Origin of the sequence: Hydrogenophaga sp. (assembly GCF_022844385.1) — a bacterium.
Lineage (GTDB): Bacteria > Pseudomonadota > Gammaproteobacteria > Burkholderiales > Burkholderiaceae_C > Hydrogenophaga.
This window is the reverse complement of sequence record NZ_JALHLX010000087.1, coordinates 1-14,747: the sequence shown is the minus strand read 5'-3', so window position 1 is coordinate 14,747 and position 14,747 is coordinate 1. Positions and strand designations below refer to the sequence as shown.

The 14,747-nt window shown below is 67.2% G+C and carries 13 protein-coding genes; 2 read left to right on the top strand and 11 right to left on the bottom strand.

The annotated features are described in order from the left end of the window. The coding region (locus Q0C59_RS13825) for a DctP family TRAP transporter solute-binding subunit (RefSeq protein WP_291216447.1) at positions 1-770 on the top strand (770 nt) is incomplete at its 5' end. Positions 771-839: 69 nt separating this feature from the next. Here the strand turns inward: Q0C59_RS13825 and Q0C59_RS13820 are convergent. The 11 genes from Q0C59_RS13820 to mutL form a co-directional block, all read right to left on the bottom strand. After that, positions 840-1,499 carry a hypothetical protein gene (locus tag Q0C59_RS13820; protein WP_291216445.1) on the bottom strand — a complete coding sequence of 220 codons (660 nt, stop codon included), beginning with the start codon at positions 1,497-1,499 and terminating at the stop codon, positions 840-842. A gap of 132 nt (positions 1,500-1,631) precedes the next feature. After that, on the bottom strand, positions 1,632-3,212 hold the full coding sequence (gene pgi, locus Q0C59_RS13815) for a glucose-6-phosphate isomerase (protein ID WP_291216443.1): 1,581 nt from the start codon (positions 3,210-3,212) through the stop codon (positions 1,632-1,634). Positions 3,213-3,228: 16 nt separating this feature from the next. Then, the gene (gene eda / locus Q0C59_RS13810; protein ID WP_291216441.1) at positions 3,229-3,867 is read right to left on the bottom strand and encodes a bifunctional 4-hydroxy-2-oxoglutarate aldolase/2-dehydro-3-deoxy-phosphogluconate aldolase; all 639 of its coding nucleotides are present in this window, start codon (positions 3,865-3,867) and stop codon (positions 3,229-3,231) included. Positions 3,868-3,882: 15 nt separating this feature from the next. Then, the gene (gene edd / locus Q0C59_RS13805) at positions 3,883-5,706 is read right to left on the bottom strand and encodes a phosphogluconate dehydratase (RefSeq protein ID WP_291216439.1); all 1,824 of its coding nucleotides are present in this window, start codon (positions 5,704-5,706) and stop codon (positions 3,883-3,885) included. Between the two features lie 15 nt (positions 5,707-5,721). Next, the gene (gene pgl, locus Q0C59_RS13800) at positions 5,722-6,420 is read right to left on the bottom strand and encodes a 6-phosphogluconolactonase (RefSeq protein ID WP_291216438.1); all 699 of its coding nucleotides are present in this window, start codon (positions 6,418-6,420) and stop codon (positions 5,722-5,724) included. Then, positions 6,417-7,904 (bottom strand): glucose-6-phosphate dehydrogenase, encoded by a 1,488-nt coding sequence (gene zwf, locus Q0C59_RS13795; protein WP_291216436.1) that lies wholly within the window; start codon positions 7,902-7,904, stop codon positions 6,417-6,419. The genes pgl and zwf overlap by 4 nt, the downstream gene beginning before the upstream one ends. Positions 7,905-8,063: 159 nt before the next feature. Further along, on the bottom strand, positions 8,064-8,714 hold the full coding sequence (locus tag Q0C59_RS13790; RefSeq protein ID WP_291216434.1) for an ABC transporter ATP-binding protein: 651 nt from the start codon (positions 8,712-8,714) through the stop codon (positions 8,064-8,066). A gap of 5 nt (positions 8,715-8,719) precedes the next feature. Next, the gene (miaA, locus tag Q0C59_RS13785; protein ID WP_291216432.1) at positions 8,720-9,685 is read right to left on the bottom strand and encodes a tRNA (adenosine(37)-N6)-dimethylallyltransferase MiaA; all 966 of its coding nucleotides are present in this window, start codon (positions 9,683-9,685) and stop codon (positions 8,720-8,722) included. A gap of 8 nt (positions 9,686-9,693) precedes the next feature. After that, positions 9,694-10,938, bottom strand: coding sequence for a Bcr/CflA family efflux MFS transporter (locus tag Q0C59_RS13780; protein ID WP_291216430.1), 1,245 nt, complete (start codon positions 10,936-10,938; stop codon positions 9,694-9,696). A gap of 87 nt (positions 10,939-11,025) precedes the next feature. Then, a complete protein-coding gene (locus tag Q0C59_RS13775; protein WP_291216428.1) occupies positions 11,026-11,892 on the bottom strand; it encodes an alpha/beta hydrolase in 867 nt (288 codons plus the stop codon). Between the two features lie 137 nt (positions 11,893-12,029). Continuing rightward, positions 12,030-13,955, bottom strand: coding sequence for a DNA mismatch repair endonuclease MutL (mutL, locus tag Q0C59_RS13770; RefSeq protein WP_291216426.1), 1,926 nt, complete (start codon positions 13,953-13,955; stop codon positions 12,030-12,032). A 35-nt stretch (positions 13,956-13,990) separates the two neighbouring features. Between mutL and Q0C59_RS13765 the strand changes: the two genes are divergently transcribed. Then, on the top strand, positions 13,991-14,644 hold the full coding sequence (locus Q0C59_RS13765; protein ID WP_291216424.1) for a DedA family protein: 654 nt from the start codon (positions 13,991-13,993) through the stop codon (positions 14,642-14,644). Positions 14,645-14,747 lie beyond the last annotated feature (103 nt).

Below are 14,747 nucleotides of genomic sequence, written 5' to 3'. Positions count from 1 at the left end.
TGATCGGCGGCGCGCAGGAAATGATGGTGGGCTCCACCGCCACGCTGGTGGGCATCACCAAGGAAATGGCGATCTGGGACACGCCTTTCCTGTTCGACAACGCGAAAGAAGCCGACGTGGTGCTCGACGGCCCGGTCGGCCAGAAGGTGATGGACAAGCTGCAGGAAAAAGGCCTGGTGGGCCTCGTGTATTGGGAGAACGGTTTCCGCAACCTCACCAACAACAAGCGTGCCGTGACCAAGCTGGAAGACATGGACGGCATCAAGCTGCGTGTGATGCAGAACAACGTGTTCATCGACAGCTTCAAGACCCTGGGCGCCAACGCCGTCCCGCTGCCGTTCTCCGAGCTCTTCACCGCGCTGGAAACCAAGACCGTGGACGGACAGGAGAACCCGTACAACACCATCCTTTCGAGCAAGTTCTACGAGGTGCAGAAGTACCTGACCGTCACCAACCACGTCTACAGCCCCTGGATCGTGTTGGTGAGCAAGAAGTACTGGGACGGCTTGAGCAAGGCCGAGCAGAAGGTGCTGATGGACGCTGCGATCAAGAGCCGCGACTTCGAGCGCAAGGACACGCGCGCCGAAGCCGACAAGGCGCTGGCCGACCTCAAGGGCAAGGGCATGGAAATCAACCAGCTCTCTCCCGCTGAAGCCAACCGCATGCGCGCCAAGCTGACTGCGGTGAACACCGGCATTGCCGCCAACGTGGGTGAAGACCTGTGGAAGGAAACGCAGGCGGCTGTGGCCAAGGCGCGCGCTGCGAAGTAAATCGCGCTGGCGCCTGGTCTGACGAGCCGATCCTTTGCGGGATCGGCTTTTTTCATGGCGGCGGGTGCCTTACCTCGCGGGCAGCACGCGCGACAGCAGGACGGCGTCGAGCACGCCGGCTCCCTGCGCGTGGGTGACAGGGCGCTCCACATGGCGCTTGACGGTGGCGATGCCCAGCGCCGGGCTGATCCAGCGGGTTTCGGTTTCGCCCGTGCTGTCTTTCCAGGAAATCCTCCAGGTCTTGAAGGTGCCGGCCGGCACGGTGACGTCTTCGATGGCCTCCACCTTGAAATCCCGCTTCAGCGGCACCTTGGCGCCGCTGGCGTGCAGGGTCACGGTGTATTGCGAGCTCCAGGTCTGGCCCACGGACAGTGGCCAGGCGTAGTCGATGGGTGGATCGAACGCCATGAAAGGCTTGCCGTCGGGAGAGATGGTTGCCACCAGCGCAAAGCTCACCGGGTCGTGCAAGGCCACCCCCGCCTGCAGCGCGCCGAACGAAATCACCGGCTTGCCCTGCCAGGTGGCCGGTGCATGGGTCCAGACCACCTGACCGTCAAAGGTGCCCAGGCTGCCCGAGCTTTTGCGGTGGTAGGTGGTGACCGTGCCCATGGGCGACACCTCCATGCGTTCGGCCACCGGCGGTGGTGTGGCGCAGCCGGTGACTGCCAGCAGGGTGAAACCGGCGAGTGCCGACAGGGCTGCAGACCGGGTGGTGGGACGTGGATTCATGGTGGCTCCAGGGTGGTTGTTTTTTCAGACGGGCCATTGCCCCTCCGGGAACCACTCTAGGCAGGCGTCGGGATCGCCCATTGAGCCAACTCAATCACCCGCCGCGTAGCAGCCCGGCGGATTTGATTTGCGTCAAACCTTGCGCTGCTCCATCGACTTCGCCATTGTCTTGCCCAGCTCCACACCCCACTGGTCGTAGGCGTTGATGCGCCAGATGGCGGCCTGGGTGAAGACCTTGTGTTCGTACAGCGCGATCAGCGCGCCCAGGCGCATCGGGTCCAGGCGGTCAAGCCACAGGACGTTGTTCGGGATGTTTCCCTCGAACGTGCGGTGCGGCGCCATGGCAGATGCGTCGGCTTCGCTCATGCCGTCCTTCATGAGCGCGACCTGCGTGTCCTGCAACGAACGGCCGCAGGCCATGGCCTGGGCCTGCGCGCGCAGGTTGAGGTTGACCACGCCGTGGTGCGTGGCGGCCATGGGCAGCGGCGTGTCTTCATTCAGCACACCGATGAAGTCCACCGGCACGGTGTGCTTGCCTTGATGGATGAGCTGGAAGTAGGCGTGTTGCCCGTCGATGCCCAGGCCGCCCCAGACGATGGGGCCGGTGTCCACGGTGGCGGGCGTGCCGTCGCTGTGGGTGCGCTTGCCGTTGGACTCCATGTCCATCTGCTGCACGAAGGGCGTGAAGCGCCCCAGCCGCGAGGCGTAGGGCACGATGAGGTGCGTGGGCATGTGCAGGAAGTTGCGGTTCCAGATGCCGGACAGCGCCAGCTGCATGGGCAGGTTTTGTGCGGGCAGGGCGGTGCAGAAGTGCTCGTCCATGGCGCGCGCACCGGCCAGGAAGGCACGGAAGTTTTCCGCTCCGATGGCAATGGCCAACGGCAGGCCCAGCGCCGACCAGACCGAGTAACGTCCACCCACCCAGTCCCAGAACAAAAAGGTGCGCTCGGGTGGGTAACCCAGCTTGGCCGACTGAGCGGGGCTCGCGGTGATCGCCACGAGGTGCTTGGACAAGTCCTGTGGCGGACAGCCGTGGTCGGTCAGCCAGCGTTGTGCGCTGGCGGCGTTGGTCAGCGTTTCCTGCGTGGTGAAGGTCTTGCTGGAGACCACGAGCAGGGTGCGCTTCGCGTCGAGCCCGCGCAGCACGCTCCACAGCGCCCAGGCGTCGGGGTTGGAGACGCAATGCACGCGCACGCCGGGCACAGCCGGGGCAGCGAGGTGGGACAGCGCCTCGATGGCCATGCGCGGGCCGAGGTCGGAGCCGCCGATGCCGATGTTCACCACGTCGGTGATGGTTTCGCCCGAGAAGCCGAGCACGGCGCCCGCGTTGAGGGCCTGGGCAAAGTCGCACACCCGCGCCAGTTCGCGCTGCACGTCGGCCTGCACCGCGTTGCCCCAGGGGCCGGCGTGCAGCGGGTCACCGCGCAGTGCCACGTGCAACACGGGGCGGTCTTCGGTGGTGTTGATGGTGTCGCCACGGAACATGGCGTCGCGCTGTCCCGCCACGTCGGACTGTTCGGCCAGCGCGAGCAGCGCCTGCTGGATGGCGGGTGTAAGGCGCTGGCGGCTGGCGTCGAGCGTGATGCCGGCGGCGCTCGCCGTCATGCGGTGCTCGCGGTGCGTGTCGGTGAGCAGCTCGCGCAGGTGCGGCGTGGGGCTGGCGGCGAGCGTTTGCAGCTGTTGCCAGGCGGGCAGGGTGGTGGGCAGTTTCATGGGTGGGGTTTCCCGTTCAGTTGTGCGCAGTGATCGCGGTGGCCTCGCGCGCCAGCTTCGTGATGCCGGCCCAATCCCCGCTGCGCAGCAGATCGGCCGGTGTGAGCCACGAGCCGCCGGCCATGGGCACGTTGGGCAACTTGAGGAAGTCGCGCAGGTTCTCCACGCTCACGCCGCCGGTGGGGCAGAAGCGCACGTCGGGCAGCGGTGCGCCCAGCGCCTTGAGCATGCCGATGCCACCGGCCTGAGAAGCGGGGAACAGTTTCATCAAGGTGAAGCCGTGGTCGCGCGCACGCATGACCTCGCCGGGCGTCATCACCCCGGGGATGAAGGGCAGCTTCGCTTCGCGTACGGCGTGCACGAGTTCGTCGGTGCAGCCGGGTGACAAGGCGAAGCTGGCGCCAGCCGAAATCACCTGAGCCACCTCGGCCACCCGCGTGACGGTGCCCGCGCCCAGGTGCATCTGCGGCACGGCGCGCGCCACCGCTTCCATGGCCTGCAGGGCCACGTTGGAGCGCAGGGTGATCTCCATCACGTCGATGCCCCCTTCCAGCAGGGCATGGGCGAGCGGCACGGCGTGGGCCGCGTCGTTGAGCACGATCACGGGCACGACGCGGGAGGTGAAGGCGGGGCGGGTGAAGCAGGTGGTGGTCATGGAATTCCTCGGGGTTCAGCCAAACAGCGGCGAAGCACCCAGCTCGGCCACGCTGGCGTGCTGGCGGAACAGGCCGAACAGTTCGCGCCCGGTACCGTGCTGGTTGGCGCTGAGGTCGGGGTGGTGCAGTTCGCGTGCGGCCAGCGTGGCGGCGTCCACTTCGAGCTCGAGCACGCCGCGCTCGCAGTCCAGCGTGATCCAGTCGCCGTCTTTCACGAGGGCAATCGGGCCGCCGGCCAGCGCCTCGGGGCTGACGTGGATGGCGGCAGGCACCTTGCCCGAAGCGCCCGACATGCGGCCGTCGGTGACGAGCGCCACCTTGAAGCCCTTGTCCTGCAACACGGCCAGCGGCGGTGTGAGTTTGTGCAGTTCGGGCATGCCGTTGGCGCGCGGGCCCTGGTAGCGCACCACGGCGATGAAGTCGCGCTCCAGCTCACCCGCGTTGAACAGCGCCAGCAGGTCTTGCTGGTCGCTGACCACCACGGCCTGGGCGCGCACCACGCGGTGCTCGGGCTTCACGGCAGAGACCTTCACCACGCTGCGGCCCAGGTTGCCCTGCAGCAGGCGCAGGCCGCCGTCGGCGCTGAAGGGCTCGGCCACGGGACGCACCACCGAGGTGTCGCCGCTCTGCGCGGGCACAGGACGCCAGGCCAGCTGGTCACCGTCGAGCCAGGGCTCCTGCGTGTAGGCCTGAAGGCCGTGGCCCACCACCGTGACCACATCGTTGTGCAGCAGACCGGCCGCCAGCAGTTCCTTCATGAGGTAGCCCATGCCGCCGGCCGCATGGAAGTGGTTCACGTCGGCGCTGCCGTTGGGGTACACACGCGCCAGCAGCGGGATGTCGTGCGAGAGCTCGGCGAAGTCGTCCCAGTCGATCAGAACACCTGCGGCGCGCGCCATGGCCACCAGGTGCAGCGTGTGGTTGGTGGAGCCACCGGTGGCGAGCAGGCCGATGATGCCGTTGACGAGGGTCTTCTCGGTCACGATGTCGGCCATGCAGATGGCGGGCGCGCCGCTGCGACCTGTGTTGACCACCGAGCGCTTCACAGCTTCGGCGGTGAGGGCGTCGCGCAGCGGCGTGCCGGGGTTCACGAACGATGCGCCGGGCAGGTGCAGGCCCATGATCTCCATCAGCATCTGGTTGCTGTTGGCGGTTCCATAGAACGTGCAGGTGCCGGGGCTGTGGTAGGCCTGCGCTTCCGATTCGAGCAGGGCCTCGCGCCCCACCAGACCCTGCGCGTACTGCTGGCGCACCTTGGCCTTGGCGTCGTTGGAGAGACCCGTGGTCATGGGACCGGCGGGCACGAACACGGTGCTCAGGTGGCCGAACTGCAGCGCACCCATGAAGAGGCCGGGCACGATCTTGTCGCAGATGCCCAGGAACAGCGCGGCGTCGAACACGTTGTGCGAGAGCGCGACGGCGGTGGACAGGGCGATCACGTCGCGCGAGAACAGCGAGAGCTCCATGCCGGCCGCGCCCTGCGTGACGCCGTCGCACATGGCGGGCACACCACCGGCCACCTGCACGGTGACGCCCAGGCCCTGGGCGATGCCGCGGATCTGCTGCGGGTAGGTCTCGTAGGGCTGGTGGGCCGAGAGCATGTCGTTGTAGGCGGTGACGATGCCGATGTGGGGCGCGCGCTCGGCGTGGATCTTGAGCTTGTCGGCCGCCGGCAGCGCAGCTGTGGTGTGGGCCATGTTGGCGCAGCCCATGCCGGCGCGCTGGGTGCCGGTCTTGCGTTGTGCCGCCATCGAGGCGTGGTAGGCGGCTCGCGTGGTGGTGCTGCGTTCAATGATGCGTTCGGTGACGCGTTGCAGCGTCGGGTGCAGGTTGGTCATGGTGTGGCTTCCGGTTCAGGCCATCCAGATGCTCACAGGCGTCTGGTGCTGGTTGAGGATGAGGGACACCGGCAGGGATTCGTCGGCGCCGAGGCGGGCTTGCTGGAACACGGCCAGCTTGCGGGCACCGCTGATGGACAGCGCGAGTTCGCGCGTAGCCAGCAGGGCGGGCAGGGTGAGGGTGAGGCGCGCGTGGGGCGCGGTGGCCGGGCGTACCCAGGCCACCGGGCCGCTGCTGTACAGCGCCTGGTTCAGGCCGGGGGCACCGGGGAACAGCGAGGCGGTGTGGCCATCGTCGCCCATGCCGAGCACGGCGATGTCCATGGGCCAGGGCTGGGTGGCCAGGCGGCGGTTGGCGGCGTCCACCAGACGGATCAGGGCCGGCTCGTCCAGGGTGTCCGGCAGGGTTTCGAAAAAAGGCACGAAGGTGGCGGCGGCGGCGGCGTCCTGCAGCAGATGGCGGCGCACCAGCGCGGTGTTGCTGTCGGTGTGTTCGTGCGGCACGCAGCGCTCGTCCACCAGCAGCACGGTCACGTGCTGCCACTCGAGCGGCAGCACGCGCAGCGCTTCAAACAGCGCAATCGGCGACTTGCCACCCGACACCGCGAGCACCGCATGGCCGCGCTGGTTGATGGCGGCGTGCAGGCTTTGCGCGATGGTGTCGGCCAGCTGCCAGGCCAGCTCGGCGGCCGAGTTGCAGATGTGCTCTTTCATGATTCCTCGACCCAGGCCGAGCCTTCGCGCGCCATCAGCGCGGACGAGGCGGCCGGGCCCCAGCTGCCGGCGGTGTAGGCCTTGGGTTTCTCGTTCAGGTTCTTCCAGCCGTCCAGGATCGGCTCGACCCAGGTCCACGCGGCTTCCAGTTCGTCGCGGCGCATGAAGTGCGTGAGGCGGCCCTTGATCACGTCCATGAGCAGGCGCTCGTAGGCCTCGGCGCGGCGCGCGCTGAAGGCGGACTCCAGGTCCAGGTTCAGGCTCACCGGGCGCAGGCGCATGCCGCTGCCAGGCTCCTTGGCCATCATCTGCAGCTGCACGTGTTCCTCGGGCTGCAGGCGGATCATGAGCCGGTTGACCGGCTGGCGCGGTGCGTCGGGAAAGATGGTGTAGGGCAGGTCGGCAAACTCGATGACGATTTCCGAGCGGCGCTCGGCCATGCGCTTGCCGGTGCGCAAAAAGATCGGCACGTTGGCCCAGCGCCAGTTGTTGATGTGGGCGCGCAGGGCCACGAAGGTTTCGGTTTCGCTCTCGGGCGGCACGTTGTCTTCCTGGTGGTAACCCACGGCCTTGTCGCCGTTGGCGCTGCCGGCGGTGTACTGGCCGCGCACGGTGTCGCGCGCCACGTCGGCCACGGTGAGCGGGCGCAGCGAGCGCAGCACCTTGAGTTTTTCATCGCGCACGGCGTCGGGATCGAGCGAGACCGGCGGCTCCATGGCCACGATGCACAGCAGCTGCAGCAGGTGGTTCTGCAGCATGTCGCGCAGCGCACCGGTGCCGTCGTAGAAACCGGCGCGGCTGCCCACGCCCACCGATTCGGCCACCGTGATCTGCACGCTCTTGATGTACGGGCTGCGCCAGAGCGGCTCGAAGATGGTGTTGCCGAAGCGCAGCACCATCAGGTTCTGCACCGTCTCCTTGCCCAGGTAATGGTCGATGCGAAACGTTTGCGCTTCGGTGAAGTGGCGGCCGACTTCTTCGTTGATCTGGCGCGCCGAGGCGAGGTCGTGGCCGAGCGGCTTTTCGAGCACCACGCGCGAGCGGGCGTCGATCAGCTGGGCGCTGGCCAGATGCGCGCAGATGCCGGTGAACAGCGTGGGCGCGGTGGCCAGGTAGTACACGCGGTCGGAGCCGTTTTGCAGCGCCGCGCCCAGCGCCGCGAAGTCGTCGGGTTTCGTGGCGTCGAGGCACACGTAGGTGAGGCGGTCCTTGAAAGCGGTCCACGCAGCGTCTTCCAGCGCTTCGGGTTCGATGAAGCCGCGCACCTTCTCGTCAACGAATGCGGTGAAAGTGTCGCGGTCCCAGGGCTGGCGGCCGAGCGCCAGGATGTGCGTGGCTTCGGGCAGGTTGTGGTGCAGGTGCGCCATGTAGAGCGCGGGCAGCAGCTTGCGCACAGAGAGGTCGCCCGCGCCGCCGAAGATCACCAGGTCGAGCGGTCCCGTGGGGGAGGAAGAGGCGGCGGCGTTGGGACTTGAGGTGACCATGTTCGAATCAAGTTACTGGAAAGTGGAATCGTAATGTAATTAAGTTACATGACGGGTACAGGATGCGAGCGCCGGCGTATGACGGGTGGGGCGTTGCCTCCACCTTAACCGGCTCGACAGTCCCTGCCCAGCGAAAAGGACGAAACCAGCCCGAAGGCTTCAGGCGGCTTGCAACCCGTCGGCGGTGAGGTGCAGCACGCGCTGCGCCCGCGCGGCGGCGGCCGTTGAGTGCGTGACCAGAATCAGCGCCGCGCCACTGTCCCGCGCCTGCTGTTCCAGCACACCCATCACCTGTGACGCTGTGGTCGGGTCGAGGTTGCCGGTGGGCTCGTCGGCCAGCAGCAGGCCCGGCCGGTGCACCAGCGCGCGGGCAATCGCCACGCGCTGCAACTGCCCGCCCGACAGCTCGGCCGGCAGGCGCGCACCCAGATCACCCAGACCCACGGCCTCCAGCATCTGCTGCACCCGCGCTTTGTCCGGTCGGCCCAGCAAGAGCAAGGGCAGGCCCACGTTTTGTGCCACGTCCAGGTGCGGCAGCACGTGGAAGGCCTGGAACACAAACCCCAGATGTTCGCGGCGCCAGTGCGCGCGCTCTGTGTCGCCCAAGGTTCCCAGGTCGACGCCGGCGTGGGTGATGCGGCCTTCGCTCCAGTCGTCCAGCGCGGCCAGGCAGTTGAGCAGGCTCGATTTGCCCACGCCCGATTCGCCCACGATGGCGATGAACTCGCCCGGCGCCACGGTGAGGTTCACGCCGCTGAAGACGGTGGTGGAGCCGTAGCGTTTGCCGAGTTGTTCAACGACGAGTGACATGCAGATCAGGTGGGGGCGCCCAGCAGGGTTTGCACCGATTCGAGCACGCACGCCAGCGCATCGGGTGCGTCGCAGGCAATGACCCTGCGCTGTGGCATGGAGCGCAGCCAGGTGAGCTGGCGTTTGGCGAGCTGGCGCGTGGCGGCCACGCCGAGTTCGCGCAGCTCGGCGACTTGCGCCGGCTTGAGCGTGTTGCCGTAGGCATCGAGCAGATCCCAGGCCTGGCGGTAGCCCACGCAGCGCATGGACGGCAGGTCGGTGGAGAGGTCTCCGCGCGCGCGCAGGCGCTTCACTTCGATCATGAAGCCCTCGGCCAGCATGGCGTCGAAGCGCTGCGCGATGCGCGCGTGCAGCCAGGCGCGGTCTCGCGGTTCAAGCGAGATCAGGTGCTCGGGTGCGAGCGGGCTGTCGGGGTTGTGGGTGCGCCCGGTCTGAAAACTGGACAGCGGCCGGCCCGAAACCTCGAACACCTCGAGAGCGCGCTGGATGCGCTGCGAATCAAGAGGTGGCAGGCGCGCGGCCGTCACCGGGTCCACCCGCTGCAGCTCGTCGTGCAGCGCAGGCCAGCCGAGTGCCGCGGCGCGAGCATCGATCGACGCGCGCACGGCTGCGTCGGCCTGCGGCATGTCGTCCAGGCCCACCAGCAGCGCCTTGAAATACAGCATCGTGCCGCCCACCAGCAAGGCGGTGCGTCTGCGGCCGTTGATCTCGCCCACCAGGCGCGTGGTGTCGCGCACGAAGTCTGCAGCGCTGTAGCTCTGCAGCGGATCGAGGATGTTGATCAGGTGATGCGGCACTTGCGCGAGTTCGGCGGCCGTGGGCTTGGCGGTGCCGATGTCCATGCCGCGGTAAACCAGCGCCGAGTCGACGCTGATGATCTCCACCGGCCAGCGCTGGGCGATGGCCAGCGAGGCCGCACTCTTGCCGCTGGCGGTGGGGCCGGCCAGGCCGATGCAGGACACGAGGGCCATGGTCTGGTTCAGCCTTGCGCCACGTCGGCGGGGGCCATGCGCTCAGGCCCTGGCCGGCTTTCGCCAAAGCGCTGCACCAGCGTCCAGGCGGTGAGCGCAATGAGCACGCTCCAGAACCAGATGCCGTTGGTGAGCGGCAGCACGGTGCCAGTGCCGGCCTGGATGGCAGCGAGACTCTTGCCCAACCAGCCGCCCACCGCAAAGGCCGCAATCATCATGATGAACCCGGCCAGCGCCGAGGCCGCGCCCGCCGCTTGCGGGAACGGCCCCACCGCGCCGCTCTGGCCGCAGGGCTGGTGCACGCCGTGGCCCATCATGAACAGGTAGAACGGCAGCATGATGGCCCAGGCGCTCTGCACACCCAGCAACGCCAGCACCCCCATGCTGGTGCCGCCCGCCAGGGTGAGCACAGCGGCCAAGGCCACCGTGCGGCGCACGCCAAACGCCAGCAGCAGCCGTCGGCAAATGAACGTGCCGACGATGTAGCTCAGCGACATCGTCATCATCATCAGGCCGTAACCCGTCTTGGACAGGCCCAGCACCTGGATGAACACAAACGGCGAGGCCGCCAGAAACGTGAACAGGCCGCAGTACGAGGTGGCGGAGAGCAAGGCAAAGGCCCAGAACGTGGGGTGGCGAGCGATCTGCACCCAGGTGCGCAGCAGCATGCCGGGCTGCAGCGCGCGCGGATTTTTCGCAGCCAGCGTTTCTTCAAAGCGCCAGGCGATGACGCCCAGCGTGATGGCGCCGAACACCGCCACCGCCATCAACGACAAGCGCCAGCCCATGAGGTCGGACAGGAAGCCGCCCAAGGGAGCGCTGGCGCAGGCGATCACACCCAGCCCGGTGAGGCCCTTGGACATCACCCGCGCACCTTCGGTGGGTGCGTAGAGGTCGCGCACCACGGCACGCGCGCACATCACGCCCGCGCCCATGGCCGCGCCCTGGATGGCGCGCCAGACGATGAGCTGTTCGATCGATGGCGAAAAGGTGCTGCCGATCGAGGCCACCACGAAGGCACTCATGCCGATCAACAGAATGGGGCGGCGACCGAAGCGGTCCGACAGCGGCCCCCAGAACATCTGCGACACGCCAAACGCCAGCAGCAGCGCGGTGAGCGTGAGTTGCGCCTGCGACATGGCCGCGCCAAAGCCCGCCGTGAGTGCCGGCAACACGGGCAGGTACAGGTCGGTGGCGATGGGCTGCAGGCCCAGCAGCAGGGAGAGTGCCAGCACCACCAGACCAGGTGACATGGCGGGTGATCTGGCGGAGGACGAAAGAGTTGCGGGCATCCGGTCGAGGGTAGCAGAACCCCCTGCGCGGCGGCCTTGGTGCGTCGTTCAGTTCTTCACCACCTGAATATCCGGGCGCAAGCCGAACAGGCTGGCCAGGGCCACCCGGTATTGCGCCTGTCCCACCGAATTGGTGTTGTGGTGCGAGCCACCTTCCACCAGCACGAAGGCCTTGCGTCCGGTGGCCGCTTCGAACAACTTGCGGCCCAGCTCGGGCTGGATCAGGCGGTCGTCACCGCCGTGTACCACCAGCAGCGGCGAGCCGATGTCGGGCACACGCCTGACCGCCTCGAAGCGCTGGGTGATCAGCAGCGACACCGGCAGCCAGCCCCATTTGAAAGTGCTCACCACGTCGGGGATGGAGGTGAAGGTGCCTTCGACCACGGTGCCGGCTTCGTCGGGCACCTGGGCTGCCAGCTCGATGGCGATGGCGCCGCCCAGCGAGTGACCAAAGATGTAGCGCGGTCGCCCGGGATATTTCTCGCCCAGCCATTCCCACGCGATCCGGGCATCTTCATAGGCCAGTTCCTCGGAGGGCAATTCGTTGGTGCTCTTGCCAAAGCCCCGGTAGTCAATGGCCAGCACCGAGAAGCCGAGTTCCTGCATGCGCTGGGCCCGGAACGCGGAGCCGGTGACGTTGAAGCGCGCGCCGTGAAGGTAGAGCAGCACCGGAGCGTCGGCGCGCTCGGTGAAGTTCTCGTTCTGCGCCCACAGGCCGTGCAGTTTGACCGGCTTGTTGGTGACCTGGGAGGTGAAGTCGATCCACACGTCTTCCATGCTCTCGGCCGCGTAGGTGCCGCCGGCCCAGCTGCGGTCGGACGGCTGGAAGATCCAGGCGCGCTGCTTCTCGTCGAGCGTGGCGCAACCGGCAAGCAGGGCCAGTGTGGCCAGCAGAAGGGCGATCAGGCGTTTCATGACGGTGATGGAGCGGCTCGCTGGACAAAAAGTTCAGACTTCGCTGCGCGCACGTTCCGTGCCAGCGGGGAATTCGATCATGGAGGACCGCGGGATTTCCCGCCAGATTCCCGACCAAAGGCCTTGTGTCGGCCCGTTCAGCGCCCGCGCAGGAACAGCCCGTCCAGTTCCTTCATGCCCACCTGGCGCCAGGTGGGGCGGCCGTGGTTGCACTGGTCGGAGCGTTCGGTCACTTCCATCTGGCGCAGCAGTGCGTTCATCTCGTCCAGCGTGAGGCGCCGGTTGGCGCGCACCGCGCCGTGGCAGGCCATGGTGGCCAGCAGTTCGTTGCGGGCGCGTTGCACCACGGTGCTGGAGTCGTGCAGGCCCAGCTCGGCAAGCACACTGCGCGCGAGCTCCACCGGATTGCCCTGGGCCAGCGTGGTGGGAACGGCACGCACCGCGAGTGTTCTCGGAGACAGTGCGGTGATCTCCAGACCCAGGGTCTTGAGCACCTCGTCGCAGTCTTCGGCGGTGGCCACCTCGTCGGGCGTGGCGGCAAACGTTGCGGGTATCAGCAGCGGCTGCCTGGCCACCTGCTGGTCGTCGAGCTGCTGCTTGAGACGTTCGTAGACGATTCGCTCGTGGGCGGCATGCATGTCCACCACCACCAGGCCTTGTGTGTTTTCGGCCAGGATGTAGACGCCTTGCAACTGGGCGATGGCACGGCCGAGGGGCCAGTCGCCGGCGGGCAGGGGCGAGGGGTTGGCGAGGGCTTCGACAGGCTCAGCCCGAACGGGAAGGGCGTATCCGGTAGGAGCGGTATTTGTTTCGACTGAGTCCAGCTCCGTTCGGGCTGAGCCGGTCGTTGCCCCTCCAGAACCATAGCCCCACAAGGCCCCTACATCGCTGACGCGGTGTCCCACCTCGGGCTCGCGCGGCCGGAATGCAAACCCGTCCTGCCGCGCTGGCGGTGCCCACGCGGGCGCAGGCGCCGTTTCCACCGGCCCGGCTGCAGCAGCTGCACGCGGCACCGCCAACGCCGCCTCCACCGCGCGGCGCACACCCTGGTGCACCTCGCGCCCATCGCGAAACCTCACTTCAATCTTGGTCGGGTGCACGTTCACATCCACCCGCGCCGGGTCAATGGAGACGAAGAGCGCATACACCGGTTGCCGATGGCCGTGCAGCACATCCTCGTACGCGCTGCGGGCAGCGTGGGTGATGGTCTTGTCGCGCACATAGCGGCCGTTCACGTAGGCGAACTGCCAATCGGCGCGCGAACGCGCCGCGTCGGGCACACCCGCAAAGCCCCAAACGCGCAGGCGTTGGGGGCCGTCTTCGTCTTGTGCATCCAGCGGCCAATCCAGCGCCACCGCTTGCTGCACGAAATCTTCACCCAGCACATCGGCCAGGCGCTGGCGCAAGGCCTCCATGCCACCATGGGCCACCGCGCGCCACTGCGCCACCAGCTTGCCGTCGTGCCAGATCGCAAAGCCCACCTCGGGCCGCGCCAGTGCGTGTCGGCGCACCGCCTCGATGCAGTGCGCAAGCTCGGTGGCATCGGTCTTCAGAAACTTGCGCCGCGCCGGGGTCGCAAAAAAGAGTTCGCGCACCTCCACTGTGGTGCCGGGCGCGCGTGCTGCTGCTTGCAGCTCGCCGCTGCGGCCGTCGAGCAACCAGCCGTGGGGCTCGTCTGCCGTGTCCACGCGCGTGAGCAGCGAGACCTCGGCAATCGAGCAGATGGCGGCCAGTGCTTCACCGCGAAACCCCATGGTGCCGACCGATTCGAGGTCGGACAGGCTGGCGATCTTGCTGGTGGCGTGGCGCTTGAGGGCGTTGGGCAACTCGCTGCGCAAGATGCCGCTGCCGTTGTCTTCCACACTGATGTGGCGCACGCCACCGGCCTGCAGGCGCAGCGTGATCTGTGTGGCGCCGGCGTCCAGCGCGTTGTCCACCAGCTCCCGGACCACCGAGGCCGGCCGCTCGACCACCTCGCCCGCTGCGATCTGGCTGATCAGTTCGTCGGGGAGTTCGCGGATGGGCCGGCGCGGGGGCTGGAGGGTGCTGGGTGGGGTTGTCACTGGCAAATTGTAGGTCGCAGGGATAATCCCCCTCCATGGAAATCATTGCCTTTCTCATCGACTTCATTCTCAACGTCGACCAGCACCTGCAGACCTTCGTGCAGAACTATGGCGCCTGGGTCTATGCACTGTTGTTTCTGATCATCTTTACCGAGACCGGCGTGGTGGTCATGCCTTTCCTGCCGGGCGACTCCTTGCTGTTTGTGGTGGGCACTTTGTGCGGCGTTGGGTTGATGAGCTTGCCGGTGGCCATGGGGCTGCTGGTGGTGGCGGCCATCCTGGGGGACCAGGTGAACTATTCGATTGGGCGCTACTTCGGGCCCAAGGTGTTTCAGTGGGAGAACTCGAAACTCTTCAACCGCAACGCCTTCAACCAGGCGCACGCGTTCTACGAAAAATACGGCGGTATCACCATCATCCTGGCTCGCTTCATGCCTTTTGTTCGCACCTTTGCGCCGTTTGTGGCGGGTGTGGCCGAGATGACGCGCACCAAGTTCACGGCCTACAACGTGGCGGGTGCTTTGATCTGGGTGGTGGGGCTGGTGGGGGCGGGCTACCTGTTCGGCAACCTGCCGTGGGTGCAGGAGAACCTGAGCACCATCATCTGGGCCATGATCTTCATTCCCGGGTTCATCGCGATCTTCGGGGCGTGGCGGGCTCGGCAGCAGTCTTTGCGGGACGCTGGCTGAGTTTTTGTTTTCGTTGTGTTGTGTGCCTGCGCCTTCGCGGGCTCGTGAGCACACGGCGCTCTGCTCCGCGAATGTCCCCCGGCGGCTGGAGCCGCCTCCTCCT

Bases quoted from the DNA above. Each gene is read 5' to 3' on its own strand.
- Q0C59_RS13820 (WP_291216445.1), bottom strand. From the start codon at position 1,499: ATGAATCCACGTCCCACCACCCGGTCTGCAGCCCTGTCGGCACTCGCC.
- pgi (WP_291216443.1), bottom strand. From the start codon at position 3,212: ATGAAACTGCCCACCACCCTGCCCGCCTGGCAACAGCTGCAAACGCTC.
- eda (WP_291216441.1), bottom strand. From the start codon at position 3,867: ATGACCACCACCTGCTTCACCCGCCCCGCCTTCACCTCCCGCGTCGTG.
- edd (WP_291216439.1), bottom strand. From the start codon at position 5,706: ATGACCAACCTGCACCCGACGCTGCAACGCGTCACCGAACGCATCATT.
- pgl (WP_291216438.1), bottom strand. From the start codon at position 6,420: ATGAAAGAGCACATCTGCAACTCGGCCGCCGAGCTGGCCTGGCAGCTG.
- zwf (WP_291216436.1), bottom strand. From the start codon at position 7,904: ATGGTCACCTCAAGTCCCAACGCCGCCGCCTCTTCCTCCCCCACGGGA.
- Q0C59_RS13790 (WP_291216434.1), bottom strand. From the start codon at position 8,714: ATGTCACTCGTCGTTGAACAACTCGGCAAACGCTACGGCTCCACCACC.
- miaA (WP_291216432.1), bottom strand. From the start codon at position 9,685: ATGGCCCTCGTGTCCTGCATCGGCCTGGCCGGCCCCACCGCCAGCGGC.
- Q0C59_RS13780 (WP_291216430.1), bottom strand. From the start codon at position 10,938: ATGTCACCTGGTCTGGTGGTGCTGGCACTCTCCCTGCTGCTGGGCCTG.
- Q0C59_RS13775 (WP_291216428.1), bottom strand. From the start codon at position 11,892: ATGAAACGCCTGATCGCCCTTCTGCTGGCCACACTGGCCCTGCTTGCC.
- Q0C59_RS13765 (WP_291216424.1), top strand. From the start codon at position 13,991: ATGGAAATCATTGCCTTTCTCATCGACTTCATTCTCAACGTCGACCAG.